Raw genomic sequence first — 17,394 nt, 5'->3', positions numbered from 1 at the left:
TCCTCTTTACTTAATTTGATAGTGCTCCCAGTTGTTCTTGACTTTTTCTCTGATTGTTTTAGGTATTTCGGCCTTTGGTAAAGCTTCTGATTCCTTTAGTGCAATCATGATCGTCTTCGTTATTTTATCGTCTTTAACAAGTGGTTCAGCACGATCAGCTCTTACGCCTGGAATCGTGATAATATCGCGTTCGGTTCTCATTCTGGCCGCAACCGCCCATTCAACATCTTCCGGGTCATCTATTTGAATGTCATCATCTACGACAATGACGCGCTTAATCAGATTGCAATGGGCGAACGCGGCAAATGCAGCCTTCTGGCCTTCCCCAGGCTTGGGATTGGATAACGAAATCACGCAGTGAACCCTTCCCATTCCCCCTTCAGTGACATAAACATGTTTGACTCTGGGAACCGCCGTTCGAACATGCTCAAACGTAGTCGTCTCAATCGCCATCGCTCCAATGATAAAATGTTCATGATTTCGCCCAGGCAAAATCGTTTGATATAAGGGGTTTTTCCGGTGAGTAATTCCTTTAACTTTCAGCAACGGGCTTTTCCCATAATCGACATATAAGCCGTGAAATTCGGATACAAGACCTTCCTCATGCAACTCGCCGGGAATGAACTCAGCTTCAATTACAATTTCTGATCCAGCAGGTGCCTCTGCATCAACAGTAACGCCTGGGGAAAGTTTTAGAGGCTCTTTGAACATACCTCCCGCTATTTCAAATTCATCATCTCCTAATTTCAAATAAGCATTAGAGGCAACTAACACAGCGGGATGATTGCCTATCGATATGGAAACACCTAAACTTTCTCCTCGTTTTAAAGCCTTTTCCAGTAACTGATGAAGGTGATGGCTAGGAGACATACCGATCATCATTAAGTCTGAGTCTAAAATGAGCAAACGATTGATCGACACATTCCGCTTCCCAGTCTCAGGATCTTTTGCAACAATCATTCCAGCACTGATATATGGACCGGCTTCCTTTTCAAAAAAGGTGTTAACAGGCAATGTTTTCATAATATCGATACCATCTGTAATCACAATTTCACGACAAGGTGCCTCGTCCTCGACTGTCGGCTTAATCGGGTTATTCGTGGCGTCATCAATATACTTAAGTGAAGCTGAGAGTGTCTTTTCGATTCCGCATGCCAGAGCAAAATTTTCTCGGTCAACGAGGTTACCGATGACTGCCATCGAATATCCCTTGACGTTTCTAAATATCACGGCTGAGCGATCTGCCATTTGTGATAACACGGCAGGCAGTTCATATTTGACTTGAACTTCGCCATTTACTGTCGTTATTCGGCCAGCCTCCTCTAATGCGTTTAACGCTGCTCTCATGTCTTGCGTCATTTTTCCTTCACCCTCTTATTTAATCATTTCTCTTTCAGTTTTGTAGGCCAAACCCGGGATGAACTTACCATCTCCAGGTACACCAGTCAGCTTTTCTCCATCGTAGACCAAGTGACCCCGGACAAAAGTAGCTGCGATTTTCCCTTGTAACTGTTGTTGGTCAAAGGGGGTCCAGGTAGCAATGGACTGAAGTGCTTGAGCATTAATCCTATGAGTCTTATGCGGATTCACGACGGTTAAATCTCCATCATTCCCAATCGCAATCGAACCCTTCTTGTGCAAGTTAAATGTTTGGGCTGGGTTCGTTGCCATGATTTTCCCAAATTCTACAGGCGTTAATTTTCCCGAAACAACAGCGGCATCGTACAGAAGGGGGGCGAGTATTTCGATACCTGGGAGACCCGAAGGAGATTTAAATATATCCCCCTCCCCTTCCAGTTTCTTATCATACAGCCAAGGGGCATGGTCAGAGGTGACAAATTCTATTTCCCCTGTTTTCAGACGGTGCCATAACCCAACTACATCCTCTTTGGAACGTACAGGGGGGTTAACTTTGACTAGCGGCCCTTTTTCTTTTAAGTCCTCTATATCTAAAAGTAAATAATGGTAGCATGTCTCTGCTGTTACATCGACCCCTTCTTTCCTAAATTGTTGAATGTAATCAATGCACCGTGGCAGGGTAACGTGGAAAATGTGCAATTTGACCCGAGTCCAGTAGGCAAATTCTAATAGTTTTAATACGGCACTCGACTCGGTAACAGGAGGGCGACTATCAGAATGGGCGACTGGTTCGGTATTATTATTTTTTTTATGTTCTTCAATCAAAGGGTAAATTAAATCGTCATTTTCGGCATGAAACCCAACTCGAAGCCCAGTTTCACGAATTAATTGAAAAGCTCGATATATCTCGTAATCCGGAATTCTTGGAAACCGATAGGGATCAGTCTCAAATAGCGACATTTTAAATGCTGCTGCCCCTGCTTCTGCCAGGGGTTGAATTTGATCCAAACCTCCAGATTTTTTAATTGTGGCAATCAATCCGCCATCCACGTGGGATTCTTGTTCCAGACGCCTCCTTTTTGATTGAAACTCATCCACGTTATTTATCGGATTTGGCAAATCATAAGGCATATCAAGAAAACTGGTTATTCCTCCGACAGCCGCCCCTCGCGAAACTTTCGTGAACCCCTCATCTGGGTTGCTGAAGCAATGGACATGCACATCAATAAAGCCCGGGAAAACATAGCACTCTCCAAAATCTAACTTTTCTCTCGCTTGAATCGAATCACCATTATCTTTGATTTCAACAATAACACCGTCTTTGATTCCTACTTCACCGCGGACCACCCGATCCTCTAGAACGAGATTTCCGCTAATCACTTTATCTGCCTTCAACGTTTCCTCCTCCCATCATCACGAAATCACTGGTGCATGAGACCAATAACATTTTCAGCTCGTTTTTCTGTTTTGCTCGCTGGTCTCTTCCGACTTCCATCCCAACGATTAAAAATGTCTGCCTCTATATCAAATTGATCGAGTACTCTCCCGACAGTCTGATCAACAATATCATCTATAGTGTCAGGCTGATGATAAAAAGAAGGAACTGGCGGGAATATCACTCCGCCCATTTGCGTAATCAAAGTCATATGATTCAAATGACTGAGATTTAAAGGGGTTTCGCGGACCATAAGCACAAGTTTTCTCCGTTCTTTTAATTGGACATCAGCTGCCCTTACAATTAATTGATCATCATAACTGTTAGCAATGCCAGAAAGTGTCTTCATTGAACATGGGGCGATCACCATCCCGTCCACCTTAAATGAACCGCTCGAAATTGCAGCCCCAATATCTTTTTGTTTATAGACTGAATGAGCCACTTGGTACACATCATCTACAGAATAATCCGATGTTTCTAATCGCATAGTTTGAACTGCTGCGTTACTTAAAACGACATGGGTCTCCACGCCTACATGATTTAATACTTCAATCATCCTGATGCCATATATGACACCACTGGCACCCGTTATTCCAATAACAATCCTCTTCATAAAAACTCCTCCTCTGCTATAATTTACCTTTGTCTCAATAAACGAGAATCAATTCCTTAAATATAAGATTTATTGAATTGAATTCTATCACAAAGAAAACGTGCAAATCAAATGAATTTTTAGAATTTTTACATAAATGAAATTGATTTAAGCTTCTGACAGGGCTCAAGAGTATCATCACAGTGTCTTATTTATAATTTTTCAGAAATCATATTGACTTTCCATTCAGATACACATAAGATAGATTTCAATTATCATTACCGCTGAGAAGAAATGAAGTAAGGTGCTGCTCCCTGTAAAAGAGAGCCGATGGTTGGTGGAAATCGGCACATACCAGCGCCTGAATTACGTTTCGGAGCTTCTTTTACACATGTGTAAAAGACGGTCAATCCGTTATCTTGCTAAGAGGGAGAGAATGGTCGATCATTCTTTAACTTGGGTGGTAACGCGTGCAGACAAGGTGCGTCCCAGGATATGGGGCGCACCTTGTCTTATTTTTGATATAAAGGAGGAAGGGCAAGTGGAGGATGTTTTGAATCAACTTTCAGTAGAACAGATTGAAGAGGTGAACCATCAGTATCAGATCCTATCCTACGGCGTGACCGAGATTATTCCGGAAGCTGAATTCAAGCAGAAAATCGCCAAATCAGTGGCTGAGAAAGAACCATTGAAGGTGAAGCTTGGCCTTGATCCTACCGCTCCAGATGTTCACATCGGCCATACCGTGGTCTTGAACAAGTTGAAGCAATTCCAATCGCTCGGTCACACCATTCAGCTCATTATTGGTGATTTCACTGGAAAAATCGGCGACCCGACAGGCAAATCGGCTGCACGCACAGCTTTAACAGACGAGGAAGTGCGCCACAACGCCCAGACGTATTTTGAACAATTCGGCAAGATCATCGATATGGAAAAAGTTGAACTTTACTATAATTCAAAATGGCTTTCGCAAGTGGACTTAACGGAAATGATTCGGTTATCCAGTCATGTGACCGTCGCGCGCATGTTAGAACGGGATGATTTCCACCAGCGATATGAAGCTGAAAAACCGATCTACCTCCATGAATTTTTCTATCCCATCATGCAGGGCTATGATTCCGCACAATTAGCCAGCGACATCGAACTCGGGGGAACCGACCAGCATTTCAACGTGTTATTCGGCAGACACGTACAGGAACGATTTGGAATCGAAAAACAGGTCGTGCTGCTGCTCCCTTTAATCGAAGGATTAGATGGCGTGGAGAAAATGTCGAAGTCTAAAAACAACTATATCGGTATTAGCGAACACCCGAATGAGATTTACGGCAAAACGATGTCGATTCCCGATAAACTTATGGTGAAATATTTTGAACTGGCTTCCAACCTGACCATCAAGGAAGTAAGCGCGATCAAACAACAGTTGAACGATCAAACGCTGCATCCGCGCGATGCGAAAGCGCGACTTGCCTATTCCTTTGTTGAGATGCTTTATGACGACAGCACCGCCCAAGAAGCCAGCAAGCATTTCGCCACTGTTTTCCAAAAAAACAATATGCCGACAGAAATTCCGGAAGTTGTGTGGGAAGGACCCGATTCCCTTTCCATCGTTGATTTAATTAAAGCGTTAGACATGCTCCCCTCCAAAAGTGAAGCGAGACGTATGGTGTTGAATGGCGGCGTCCGGATAGATCAGGAAAAAGTGCATGACCCTTCCTTAATGGTGACTGCCACGAACGGCCTCGTCGTACAAGTAGGCAAACGAAAATTCATTAAACTTTCGCTTCCTAAATCGTAAGTCGTTCAATTAATTGCTACCTGGCACAATCGCACGAAACTAAGCTCAGCTTTTAAGTGATGCTGAGCGTATGGCTTGAGGACATCCATCAAAAAAATCGAGTATCAACCGTCGAGGGTGATACTCGATTTTTTAATTTTATCTATAACGACCCTTTTTCCCATCATAGTGCTCTTTCACGACCACCGCAGCATGAACAGCGCCGGGCACGTAAAATAGCAGGGTAAGGAAAAAATTCACGAGCGCCTTCAAAGGCTTCCCCGTAAATAACACGGCGAGTGGCGGCAGTAAAATAGCGAAAATGTACAGCATGTCCGAACCTCCTTCACTTTTGACTCCTAAACCACCTTTCCCGTTTCTGCGTTTTCATATGCATAGACTCCAGGCAGATAGAACGAATAGGTAATTTCTATCAATTGAACACCTTGTAGGTTTGAACACGCCTTGAATAGTATATTAGAAAAATAAACAGCGACTATTAAACTCGAAAGGTGTGTTATTCCATGCAAGCACTTACGTATCAAGGGAGAGATCACGTCGCAGTGAAAGACGTGCCTGCCCCTAAAATTGAAACAGGCGACGATATGATCGTGCGGATCACTTCTACGGGTATATGTGGCTCAGACTTACATTTGTATAAGAACGGTATCCCGATGGCCGAAGACTACATCATCGGCCACGAGCCTATGGGCATCGTTGAAGAAGTCGGGCCGGATGTTAAGCAAGTAAAAAAAGGCGACCGCGTCGTCATTCCCTTTAACGTAGGCTGCGGTGAATGTCACTACTGCAAAAATCAAATGGAAAGCCAGTGCGATTATTCCAACCCGCACGCTGATAATGGGTCGTTGTTCGGCTACTCCAAGCAGTTCGGTAATTATCCAGGCGGTCAGGCCGAGTACTTACGCGTCCCTTACGCCGATTTTACTTCCTTCGTCGTTCCGGAAAATAGCGAGCTCGATGATGAAAGTGTCTTATTCCTATCCGATGTGGTACCGACCGCTTATTGGAGCGTCGAAAACAGCGGCGTATCCCAGGGCGATACCGTGGTCATCCTGGGTGCAGGACCAATCGGCTTAATGGCACAGAAGTTCGCCTGGAAAAAAGGCGCCGAACGTGTCATAGCGGTCGATCATGTTCCTCACCGCCTCCAGCACGCCCGCGATACGAATAAGGTAGAGACTTACAATTTCAAGGAACACGACGAAATTGGCGGTTTCCTTCACGAGTCGACTAAAGGTGGCGCGGATGTCGTCATCGATTGTGTCGGCATGGACGGTACCGTGGCTTCGAAAGATCACGGTCCGGAATCGGAACAAAATATCAGCCCGATCATCACAGCATCCAATGCTGTCCGTAAATTCGGCAAGATCCAATTGACCGGCGTCTATGGCATGTCTCCTGACAATTTTCCATTAGGCGATTTATTCGGCCGTAACGTCGGTCTCACAATGGGACAGGCTCCTGTTATTCATCTCATGCCGAAACTTTACAGCATGATTGAGAATAACGAATTCGATCCGACCGATATCATCACCCACAAGATGAACTTAGAAGACGCTCCACAGGCTTATGATATTTTCGATAAAAAGTCCGATAACAATATTAAAGTTGTGCTCAAGCCTTAATAAGGGACTGGGAGAAAAAGCCGAACGGTTTCACTGAAATCAGTTCGGCTTTTTGTGTTTTTCATTGAATAAATTGCCAAAAAATAGAGCATTGAATAACTCAGCCATTCAATGCTCTATTGACACGTCTTATATTACCGGGCAAACCTATGATTGCCGATAACTACAGTTACTTCTTTGCCGCTCAGATAAGCGTTACTGACTTTATCCGGATTGTAGAAGAATAATGAACCGTTGTCCATCCCTTGATAAGCGATGGCTTCTTCTACTGCATCTTTGGAGGCTTGACTGGCGGGCTGGTTGATCGTCCCGTTCAAGACGGGGGAAAACTGCCGGCCGTCATAGATGACCCCGTGGATGCTGTCTGGAAAATCATCGCTTTCGACGCGGTTGAAGACCACGGTCGCCACAGCTACTTTTCCAGCATAGCTCTCACCCTTTGCCTCAGCTTCCACTAACCGGGCAACTAAGTTTTTTTCCGCATTAGTAGGCGCTGAGGGAATCGTGAGCTGCTCGCCTGGCATAATCAGCGAGCCGTTTTTATTGTTTACGGCCTTCAACTGAGCGACGGATACACCGTGGTGTAAGCCGATTTTATATAACGTGTCACCCTTTTGCACCGTATGGGTCTGGGCGCTTGCGGCATCTACCTTTACCGTTAACACAAATACTGCGGCAGCCATGATGACTGTCGCGAAAAATTTCTTAACGTGCATCTAAATCCTCCTTAAGAAATAAATCTCTTTCAACCTATCATACAATCAAGCCTCTATCATTACGAAAATGTTTCCATCATTACTAGCCGCTGCCACTATTATTCGATAGACTAATAGTGACCAGGGGGGCTTAGGACAATGAAATGGATAACGAATACTCTCGAATGGGCGGACACGGAACAAGACATTATGAATTCTCACCCCGCCTACAATCAAATGGCAAAAGACAAAGAGACGCTCGACTACAATGACATCGTTGAGGAATTTGAAGAGAACGAGGCATTAGGCGGAAAACGCTACCTGATCAGCAAGGACGACCGGATTATCGCGTTGCTGGATTACTGCCCTGAGCATCCCGTCGATCACCGAGTGTGGCTCGGCCTTCTTATCGTTCACGCAGCCGAACAAGGGAAAGGGTATGGCAGGGAGATTTATATGGAGTTTGAGGATTTTGTCAAAGCGACGTATGCTGCAGAGGAGCTCAGACTGGCCGTACTGACAGAAAATAAGAACGGTCGCTTGTTTTGGGATGAACTGGGATTTGAAGCCTATCGTGAGGCTGAAGTGAAAGGCAAGCCTGTTACATGTCTGCGCAAACCTATGAGATAGAACCCGCTTCCGCATAAAGGGGAGGTTTTCGCGCATAAATGTGAATTTCGCCGCATAAAGTACCGCTTTTCGCTCATAAATTTGGATTTTCACGCATAAATTTCAATTCTCACGCATAAGCCGACATTCAAACCGACCCCCTGCCCCTCCCCTATCAGGTGGAGCAAATTGCCAACTACAAATTTTCAAAAAATTCGCTAATATAGGATGACTTTTAATTATTTTTTGTTATACTGTCCATTAACGGAATGTTTAAGGAATATTTCCTTAAATATAGAAGGAGTGCACTACCATGAACCAAACCATTGAACAGCACATCAACCATATTGAACAGGAGATTATAGAGAATAGACGATATCTCCACCAGCATCCTGAGCTGAGTCGTGAAGAAACAGAGACATCGCGCTTTGTGCAGGAGAAGCTGGCTGAATACGGCATTTCTGTCCAGACAGGTTTTGCTGGGACAGGAGTGCTTGGGATCATTAACGGCAAGTATTCCGGAAAAACGGTCGCTTTGCGTGCCGATATGGACGCGTTGCCGATCCAGGAACAGACGGACCATTCTTTCGCTTCGCAACATGATGGCAAAATGCATGCGTGCGGTCATGATGCTCATACGGCCATGTTGCTCGGTGCGGGCTATACCTTACAGCACATGCGCGACTATATTCAGGGGACGGTCTTGCTCGTGTTTCAACCCGCTGAAGAAGATGCGCCAGTCGGGGGTGCCCAGGCTATGATGGATGATGGCGTATTTTCGGAATACGTTCCGGATGTCATTTATGCTCAACATGTCTGGCCTTCTTTACCTGTTGGTGAAATCGGTATCAGAGACCATGAGATGATGGGAGCGTCAGACCGGTTTACGATTACCATTAAAGGAAAAGGCGGTCACGCGAGCATGCCGCAACAAGGAAATGACGCCATCATGATCAGCAGCCATATTCTCACAAGTTTGCAGACAATTGTGAGCCGGAATGTCAATCCGCTCGATTCAGCTGTAGTGACAGTCGGCACGATCCACGGTGGATACCGCTACAATGTCATTGCTGACCAGGTCGTCCTGGAAGGGACTGTTCGCACGTACAAGCAAGAAGTGAAATCGAGAGTGAAGGAACGGTTTTACACGCTCGTCGAGCAAACAGCAGCAGCCTTTGAAGGTGAGGTGGAGATCGAGTATCTCGACGGCTACCCTGCTACTGTCAATTCGCCGGAATGGGCCGAAAACGCTCGACATTCCGCAGAGGAACTGTTTGGGGAAGCATCCACACCAGAGGTGGACCCGGCCCTGGCTGGCGAAGATTTTGCCCGCTTTTTAGAACATTATCCCGGCGCCTTCATTTGGCTCGGCACTCAAATTGAGGACAAGGATGAGCAAATGGGCCTTCATGACCCTGGTTTCAAGCTGAATGAAGCAGCTTTGCCAAAAGGGAGCGCCTTGTTTGCGAAGTTGGCCTTGGACGCATTAGATCAGTTAGCTAAGGGGGGAGACGATGACTGAAGCAGAAACATACGTTGAGACGATCCTCCCCAAGCTCATTGAATGGCGCCGATCGCTGCATCGCTATCCTGAACTCGGCTTCATGGAGTATGTGACGACCTATCGAATCGGTAAAGAATTGGAAGCGTTAGGCTTCACGGTTCATATCGGTCAAGATGCCATCGTAAGTGATGCCCGCTTCGGCGTTCCTGATCAAGCTGACCTTGAGGCACACGAGGAGGAAGCACGGCGCTGGGGCGTAGAAGCATCGTGGCTGCAGCGTATGCAAGGCGGTCATACGGGTTTGGCAGCAGTTTGGGACACAGGTTCCCCTGGTGATCATATCGCTTTCCGATTTGATATCGACGCGTTACCGATTCAGGAAACCAACGAAGCGGGTCATCATCCGTACGATCAAGGCTTCACGTCCACGAACGATGGCGTCATGCATGCATGCGGACACGACGGGCATACGACCCTCGGCCTCGGGCTCGCTTATTACATCGCTCATCATGCGCGCCAGCTTACCGGTCGGTTCACGTTGTTGTTCCAGCCTGCTGAAGAAGGAGGACGCGGGGCTAAATCGATGACGGATAAAGGATGGCTGCAAGATGCGGACGCCTTTTACACCGGTCATATCGGCATCAATCCGATGGAAATAGGTACAGTGGCTGCTGCCGCCTCAGGGTTTCTGGCCTCCTCGAAATTGGATGCCACCTTTACCGGTGTGGCCGCCCATGCAGGGATGAAGCCCGAAGCCGGGCGCAATGCATTGCTGGCCGCTGCAACCGCGACGACACAGCTCTACACCATCCCCCGCCATAGCCAGGGCGTGAGCCGCATTAATGTCGGTAAACTCGAGGCCGGGAACGCACGGAACATTATTTCAGACCATGGGTATTTGGAACTCGAAGCCCGCGGGGAAACGGAAGCAATCAGTGATTATGTTTTAACCGAAGCAAAGCGCATCCTGCATGCATCAGCTGACTTGCACGGGGTCAACTGCGCGATCAATTTTGCCGGAAAATCAGAAGGGATCGCCTGCAGTCCAGTCGTCTATGAGCAGCTGGCAGGACTCGCCGACGCCAGCCACTATGTCAAACACGTGCTTAAAGAGGCGGATGTTTCCGGGTCGGAAGATGCCAGTTTCATGATCAATGCCGTGCAGCAACAAGGCGGAACCGCAACGTATATGTTGTTTGGCACCGACCTTCCTTTTGGCCATCACCACCCTTCTTTTGATTTTAATGAAGCTGTTATTCCGGTCGCCTTGACCGCCTACATTCATCTTTTGAAAGGGGGGTTATAACATGAGTGATATAAAAGCATGGCTCGAGGACAAGCTGCTGCAATTAAACGTGACGGATACGATGGATCAGCCTCAGGGCTTTACGAGATTGAGCTATACGCCTGAAGAAAAAGAGGCTCATGAAGCGTTTCAAACCATCGCGACATCACTCGGTCTGGAAGTCTCCACCGATGAAGCAGGCAATCAATGGGCTTTATGGACTGTTGATGCCAGTGCTCCGACAGTTGCGGTGGGCTCGCACCTGGACACCGTCCATTCCGGCGGCGGCTATGATGGTGTAGCGGGCGTCCTTAGTGGGCTGGCAGCTGTTAACGTGTTAAAAACAGAAGGGTTTACACCTAAGAAAAACATTGCCATCATATGCTTCGCTTCCGAAGAATCAGCGCGTTATGGTGTTTCGACAATCGGCAGCAAAGCACTTACCGGCTGGCTTGATAAACATGATCTAGCCGATGTGAAAGATGCTGAGGGCATGTCGATTCAAGCGTCGGTAGAAGCTTTCGGACTGGACTGGGAGATAATCGAGAACGCTGACCTTTCTCCTGACCGTTTGGAAAGCTTCCTGGAATTGCACATCGAGCAAGGCACACAGATTGAAACAAGCGGCTCAGATATCGGTGTCGTCAGAGGGGTTGCATGCCCGACGCGATTGACCATTAAAGCTTCTGGCATGGCAAACCACACAGGGACAACCCCTATGGATAACCGCCGTGATGCTTTCGCAGCTATCGCTCCCGTGATTCCATTTGTTGAAGAAGAAGCACGCAGCATGAACCAACACCTCGAACTTCCGCTGGTCGCGACGGTCAGCACTGTACAGCTAAAACCGAATGCCATGAACGTCATTCCCGGCGAAGTGGAGCTTGGCATTGACATTCGGAGCGTAGATGATGAGGCTAAACGCAAACTGGCTGAAACCATCAAGGCCTTTTGCCGCAAACTGGAAGAAAAGCGTGACGTGACGATCACCGTGGACACCTTAGTCGACAATGATTCCGTGTTCCTTTCAGAAGATGTGCGCGAAAAGCTGATGACCGCTTGTCAGCATCTCGGCTATCAACCTCTGGAAATGGACAGCGGTGCCGGTCATGATGTCATGAATATGGCAACGCGTTTTCCATCGGGGCTGCTTTTCATTCCATGTAAAGAAGGAATCAGCCATCACCCTAAAGAATATGCCACATTAGAGGATATCGAAAAAGGTACTCAAACGATTGCGCACTATTTAAAAATAGAGACAGGTGATGACAGTGAAAGCACACATCGGAGTGATTGGTCCGCCAGACTCAGTTGACCGCATCATGTATGTAACGAATGAATTTTCCCATATCGAATTCGTCCCCTACACGTACCATGCTTTAGAGGACGTCACAGATATCTTGACTGAACACCGATATGACGTGGATCAATGGTTTTTTTCCGGGGTATTGAATTATACCTTTGCCCTCGAGCAGAATTTGATCACACCGGAAGAAGGCAGTTATCCGCCTTTACACGGCTCCAGCTTCTTCGGCGTTCTGCTTGAAGCTCAACTGAATAGTCAGACCGTGTTCACAAAAGTCGGCATCGACACGATTTCAAATGAAGAAATCGAAAAAGTCTTATCTTACTATGACTTACAGGCCTTACAACACTATAACCATCCATTTGCCGGCTCCCATCAAATAAATGAGTTGATCGATTTTCACCGCAGCCTCTATGAGCAAGGGAAAGTGGAAGTGGTCATTACGTCGATCAAAGCCGTCTATTACCGCCTGCAAGAACTTAACGTTCCGGTTTACCGGGTCACCCCTTCCTACTTGTCGATTCGGATGATGATTCAATACTTGGAAGAACGGGCCCAATCGAATCGGTTCAGAAATTCTCAGGTGGCCATTATCGGCTGTCGGGTGCGGTTTGACCTTGACCAACATGAGGAAATGCACTATTCCTTTAAAATGAAACATCAGGAACTTGATCTGAAACGGTTCCTCCTTCAGGTAGCGGAGAAAACAAATGGCTCCCTCATGCAGTTAGGCGATGGGTTATATTTCATTTTCACCACCCGGGGGGAAATGAGCCAGGAATCAGAGAATGATTTATTCCGATTAACGGAAGAAATTGAATTACAAGCCAATCATCACACCAATATATCAATCGGCTTCGGAGAAACCGTATCGCAAGCAGAACAGAATGTCCGGCACGGATTCCGACACGTCAAAGACGAAGAGAAACCGAAACTTCTGATTGTCGATGAGGACCAGACCATTACGTTGAAGCATAAACAAGCAGACACCATCTCGTATCACACCATCGAGACCGGCAGTGCTTGGAAAGATCGCATCAAACACGCTGCTGTCAGCCCGGGCGTTGTATCCAAAATCATGTCCTACGCGGCTCAATATCACCGTGACCAATTCAGTTCCCAGGATGTATCCCGCTGGTTACACAGCACGGAACGAAACGGCCGACGCATTTTAACCGAAATGGAAAAAGTAGGTGTGATCGAACAATGCGGTGAAGCCCAATCTGGTGAACGCGGGCGTCCGCGCAAAGTATATAGCTTTACAAAATTAGAGAGATAAATAAAAAAGACGACGGTTAACTTTGATTAATCATTCATAATTTCGGAATATTTTAGGAAATATTCCATAATCAGCATGAAAGGGTGAGATGGATGGCAACCAAAGCCAAAGAGAAGAAAGGAATGTCACGCTTCCTCAACGGGATTGAGCGCGCAGGAAACAAGCTGCCCGATCCGTTTATGTTATTCGTATATCTTGCATTGTTTATTATCTTATTTTCATGGTTTGTCTCGCTGTTTGGCACAACAGTGGTCCAACCGGGATCAGGTGAAGAAGTACCGATCAAAAGTTTGATCTCTGGTGAAGGACTGGAATATATCCTGACCTCGATGCTCGAGAATTTCACCGGCTTTAAACCCCTCGGACTTGTATTGGCCATGATGCTAGGTATCGGACTTGCCGAAAAAGTCGGTTTGCTGGAAACAGCGATAAAAAGCACGATTTTAAAAGCACCGGCTTCACTCGTCACGTATGCAGTCATTTTCACCGGGATTCTGGGTAACCTTGCTTCAGATGCGGCCTTTGTTATTGTACCGCCGCTAGCAGCGATGGTCTTCTATACAGTAGGCCGTCACCCGCTTGCTGGACTGGCTGCCGGTTTTGCTGGTGTAGGATCTGGTTTCACCGCTAACATCATCATTGCCGGAACAGATGCCCTGCTCTCTGGTATTTCAACAGAGGTCATGGAAAGCCTTGATTCAGACGTGGTCGTTACGCCCGTGGATAACTGGTACTTTATGATTGTGTCCGTGTTTGTCTTATCCATTGCAGGTGCGCTTGTAACTGAAAAAATCATCGAACCGCGCCTGGGCAAATACGAAGGCGACATGAACAAGGAACTTGAACATTCCACACCGCTTGAAAAACGCGGGCTTCGTAACGCCACATTGGCGGGTCTAGGCTATATCGCAATATTAATGGTAGCTCTATTCGTCCCAGGCTCACCGCTTCGTAATGACGAGGGCGGCATCATCCCTTCCCCATTCTTGGATGGCATCGTGCCGATCATCCTCTTATTGTTCATTACAGTAGGTGTTGCTTACGGTGTGACGGTTAAGAAAATCGAAGGAACGAAAGACATTTCCACGTTTATGGGTGAAGCGATGAAAGACATGTCCGGTTTCATCGTCCTGATTTTCGCAGCCGCACAATTTATTGCCTACTTTGACTGGACGAACATCGGAACGTGGATTGCCGTCAGCGGAGCCAGTTTCCTGCAATCCATGAACATGACAGGCATTTCCGTCATTCTCGGCTTTGTGCTCCTGACCGCTCTGATGAACTTGCTTGTGTTCAGTGGTTCAGCACAATGGGCTCTGGAAGCACCGATATTCATTAAAATGTTCTATTTGCTGGATTACCACCCCGCATTTATCCAGGCAGCTTACCGGATTGCCGATTCATCGACGAACATCATCACGCCGATGAACCCGTATATCATTATCGTGCTTGCCTTTATGCGGGAATATGATAAAAAAGCCGGGCTGGGGACCCTGATTGCGCTCATGTTGCCGTACAGTATCACGTTCCTGAGCGTATGGATCGTGCTGCTTCTGCTCTTTGCCTTCCTAGGCATCCCATTCGGACCTGGTGTAGGCATGTATCTTTAATTGAATATGTACGCGCTGAATAATAGGTCGTTAGAATATAAAAACCGTTGTCTTGAGAAAAGGCAACGGTTTTTTATGGTAAAATAAGCTAAAAAGGAGGTAATCATATGCGTGATTCCAAACCCTCTGCCTATGAGAATATATTTTCGCTTAAAACAACCTGGCTTAGCTGGGTATCACTCCTAATCAACGGAGCAGCTTTGCTATTGTTTCGCTCGATTCTCGACAGCAATACAGTAAGCGATTATATCACCTCTCCAGCTACGACCATGTTTACTCTTTTAGCCATAGCCGCTTTAACCGCCTTGATTGCTATCTTCGTCAGTAAAGGAATCGGAAGGTGGATGGCAGGTGCTTCGCTTGTTCTTGCATTAGCTGTAGCTTTCGTACTTTATACAGCAATCGCCGTATCAGGGATGGGGCAGCCTCATTAAATGAGTTTGGACTTTTTAATAAATGATTTTATAACGGGAAAATACATAACAATATGAAGGGGTTTGAGCATAAGTAAATGAGAGTTGTTGTTAAGCTAACATTGGAAACGTATATAAAATCAAAGCTGATCATGAGCGTAGTCAAAACACGTAGACTCCTACGGGAACAGCGCGAGCCGAAGATCCCGCAGGAAAGCGGTCTTTGCTTTCTGAGGAAGTGCCCGTGGAAAGCGGAGTGTTTTGACGGAGCGGTCATGGAACGCCTTCATTTAAACAGTTTTGTCCAGCCTCTTTCAAGGTTGATAGATTCGTAGAGGAGCTTTATCGCCATCAGTGTATAGGAAGGGTTGTTCATTTATTATTGAATTTCGGCGTATTTCCCCCACCAGGGTTGAGCCCGTTCTAATTGTGCCGCGAGCTGAAACAAGGTGGCTTCATCCCCGAATCGGCCCATGAAATGAGAACCGATCGGCAGATTATCCTTACTCCAATGAAGCGGCACACTCATCGCAGGCTGGCCCGTGACATTCGCAATCGGCGTATGAGGGCAATACATATCGGAAATCGCCATAATTTCATCTGCATGTTTTCGCGTCGTGTCGTAGCGGCCCAGCTCAATCGGCAGCTGCGCAAGCGTAGGTGTCAGCCATACATCGAAATCCTCATAAAACGCTGCGATGGACTCCGTTTGCTGAGCCAGAAATTGCCGAGCTTTTTCGTATTCCAAAGACGAAATGCGCGGCCCCTTTTCATACAAGCTATATAGCAACAGCTCCATGTTATCGCGAGTAATGGCCTGGTCGTTCAGCTTGCAAGCTTCCTCGACGCTCAAAGCACCACCCACTGCCCAAATGGTTTCAAACGCCTGGTAAAACGGCCAATGATCATAGGAAGGGGCTGCGCGTTCAACGTGATGACCCAGTTTCTCACATAAACGCGCCGTTGCTTCGACTGCCTGTGACACTTCGGGATCAAAGGGAACGTCGCCTCCCATATCTGTCATGTAACCGATTTTCAAAGGACGAGGCTCCTCTTTTACCTCTTTTTGAAAAGGGCGATGTTGCATTGGTGCCGCATAACCTTCTCCTAACTTCGGTCCGCCCATTGCATCTAACAAGGCGGCACTATCCCGTACGGATCGTGTCAACGCGTGGGTGGTGGCAAAGCCGTTCATCACGACCGAAATCGGCATCCTGCCTCGCGTCGGCTTCATCCCGAACAAACCCGTGCAGCAAGCAGGGATCCGGATCGATCCCCCACCATCACTGCCTTGCGCAAAGGGAATCATTCCCGTCGCCACCGCTGCAGCTGCGCCTCCACTTGAGCCGCCAGATGAACGCGAGAGATCCCACGGGTTCCGGGAAGGTCCTAAAAACGGCGACTCCGTTGTCGGTGTAAAACCAAACTCGGGCGTATTGGTTTTACCAAGCATCACCATACCTGCTTGTCTCGCCCGCTTCACAATTTGATCATCATCCGGCGCTATGTACCCCTCCATGATCTTTGTCCCGAGCGTAAGCGGCTGTCCTTTCACAGCATTCAAATCTTTAATAAGATAAGGCATGCCAGCAAATGGCCCCGGCGCATATGATTGTGAATATGCCTGGTTTAATGCTTCGTCGAACATCGTACTGACCACCGCGTTCAGCGGGGGGTTAAGTGTCTTGATTCGATCTATATAGTATTGCGTAAGTTCCTGAGACGATAATAGATTGGCACGGAGCAACTCAGCTTGCGCAACACCATCCATGTTTAACACATCGTTGTTCATATCGCTATCCTTCTCCTTACCACGACTTTATCCAGATTGTATCACATTCAGGACCGACAAACGCCTCGCTCAATTTAGCGAGCGAGGCGAACCAG

General features: G+C 47.0%; 15 protein-coding genes and 1 other annotated feature. Of the genes, 9 read left to right on the top strand and 6 right to left on the bottom strand.

What is annotated here, in order from left to right:
• Window positions 1-6: 6 nt before the first annotated feature.
• From HOP45_RS03710 to HOP45_RS03700, 3 genes are read right to left on the bottom strand one after another with little or no spacing between them, the layout of a single operon-like run.
• On the bottom strand, window positions 7-1,359 hold the full coding sequence (locus tag HOP45_RS03710; protein ID WP_181347561.1) for a UbiD family decarboxylase: 1,353 nt from the start codon (window positions 1,357-1,359) through the stop codon (window positions 7-9).
• A gap of 15 nt (window positions 1,360-1,374) precedes the next feature.
• Window positions 1,375-2,754 (bottom strand): dihydroorotase, encoded by a 1,380-nt coding sequence (locus HOP45_RS03705; RefSeq protein ID WP_181347560.1) that lies wholly within the window; start codon window positions 2,752-2,754, stop codon window positions 1,375-1,377.
• A gap of 26 nt (window positions 2,755-2,780) precedes the next feature.
• Window positions 2,781-3,407 (bottom strand): UbiX family flavin prenyltransferase, encoded by a 627-nt coding sequence (locus HOP45_RS03700; RefSeq protein WP_181347559.1) that lies wholly within the window; start codon window positions 3,405-3,407, stop codon window positions 2,781-2,783.
• Between the two features lie 256 nt (window positions 3,408-3,663).
• Window positions 3,664-3,880 (top strand) — a binding site (T-box leader).
• A 47-nt stretch (window positions 3,881-3,927) separates the two neighbouring features.
• Here HOP45_RS03700 and tyrS point away from each other — a divergent pair.
• On the top strand, window positions 3,928-5,181 hold the full coding sequence (tyrS, locus tag HOP45_RS03695; RefSeq protein WP_181347558.1) for a tyrosine--tRNA ligase: 1,254 nt from the start codon (window positions 3,928-3,930) through the stop codon (window positions 5,179-5,181).
• 138 nt (window positions 5,182-5,319) lie between these two features.
• On the opposite strand, the gene HOP45_RS03690 is transcribed toward tyrS, so the two are convergent.
• Entirely contained in the window at window positions 5,320-5,493 is a 174-nt protein-coding gene (locus tag HOP45_RS03690; protein WP_181347557.1) for a YqaE/Pmp3 family membrane protein, read from the bottom strand.
• Between the two features lie 191 nt (window positions 5,494-5,684).
• Here HOP45_RS03690 and HOP45_RS03685 point away from each other — a divergent pair, with 191 nt between their 5' ends.
• Window positions 5,685-6,806 (top strand): alcohol dehydrogenase catalytic domain-containing protein, encoded by a 1,122-nt coding sequence (locus tag HOP45_RS03685; protein WP_181347556.1) that lies wholly within the window; start codon window positions 5,685-5,687, stop codon window positions 6,804-6,806.
• A gap of 134 nt (window positions 6,807-6,940) precedes the next feature.
• Here HOP45_RS03685 and HOP45_RS03680 read toward each other — a convergent pair whose 3' ends face one another.
• Window positions 6,941-7,522 (bottom strand): cell wall hydrolase, encoded by a 582-nt coding sequence (locus HOP45_RS03680; RefSeq protein WP_255437474.1) that lies wholly within the window; start codon window positions 7,520-7,522, stop codon window positions 6,941-6,943.
• A 138-nt stretch (window positions 7,523-7,660) separates the two neighbouring features.
• On the opposite strand from HOP45_RS03680, the gene HOP45_RS03675 reads away from it, so the two are divergent.
• From HOP45_RS03675 to HOP45_RS03645, 7 genes are all read left to right on the top strand, one after another.
• Window positions 7,661-8,131 (top strand): GNAT family N-acetyltransferase, encoded by a 471-nt coding sequence (locus tag HOP45_RS03675; RefSeq protein WP_181347555.1) that lies wholly within the window; start codon window positions 7,661-7,663, stop codon window positions 8,129-8,131.
• A gap of 292 nt (window positions 8,132-8,423) precedes the next feature.
• The gene (locus tag HOP45_RS03670; protein ID WP_181347554.1) at window positions 8,424-9,632 is read left to right on the top strand and encodes a M20 metallopeptidase family protein; all 1,209 of its coding nucleotides are present in this window, start codon (window positions 8,424-8,426) and stop codon (window positions 9,630-9,632) included.
• Window positions 9,625-10,920, top strand: coding sequence for an amidohydrolase (locus tag HOP45_RS03665; RefSeq protein ID WP_181347553.1), 1,296 nt, complete (start codon window positions 9,625-9,627; stop codon window positions 10,918-10,920). The genes HOP45_RS03670 and HOP45_RS03665 overlap by 8 nt, the downstream gene beginning before the upstream one ends.
• Window position 10,921: 1 nt before the next feature.
• Window positions 10,922-12,214, top strand: a complete 1,293-nt coding sequence (locus tag HOP45_RS03660; protein ID WP_181347552.1) for a M20 family metallo-hydrolase — start codon at window positions 10,922-10,924, stop codon at window positions 12,212-12,214.
• Window positions 12,165-13,484 (top strand): hypothetical protein, encoded by a 1,320-nt coding sequence (locus HOP45_RS03655; RefSeq protein WP_219914465.1) that lies wholly within the window; start codon window positions 12,165-12,167, stop codon window positions 13,482-13,484. The genes HOP45_RS03660 and HOP45_RS03655 overlap by 50 nt, the downstream gene beginning before the upstream one ends.
• Before the next feature lie 92 nt (window positions 13,485-13,576).
• Window positions 13,577-15,094 carry an AbgT family transporter gene (locus HOP45_RS03650; RefSeq protein ID WP_181347551.1) on the top strand — a complete coding sequence of 506 codons (1,518 nt, stop codon included), beginning with the start codon at window positions 13,577-13,579 and terminating at the stop codon, window positions 15,092-15,094.
• Between the two features lie 107 nt (window positions 15,095-15,201).
• Window positions 15,202-15,528: a hypothetical protein gene (locus HOP45_RS03645; RefSeq protein ID WP_181347550.1), complete on the top strand. Its 327-nt coding sequence runs from the start codon at window positions 15,202-15,204 to the stop codon at window positions 15,526-15,528.
• A gap of 358 nt (window positions 15,529-15,886) precedes the next feature.
• On the opposite strand, the gene HOP45_RS03640 is transcribed toward HOP45_RS03645, so the two are convergent.
• Window positions 15,887-17,299 (bottom strand): amidase, encoded by a 1,413-nt coding sequence (locus HOP45_RS03640; RefSeq protein WP_181347549.1) that lies wholly within the window; start codon window positions 17,297-17,299, stop codon window positions 15,887-15,889.
• Between the last annotated feature and the right edge of the window lie 95 nt (window positions 17,300-17,394).

This window comes from Thalassobacillus sp. CUG 92003 (genome assembly GCF_013618635.1).
Lineage (GTDB): Bacteria > Bacillota > Bacilli > Bacillales > Halobacillaceae > CUG-92003.
Note: the sequence above shows the minus strand (reverse complement) of the source record. Positions and strands in the feature narration are given on the sequence as shown.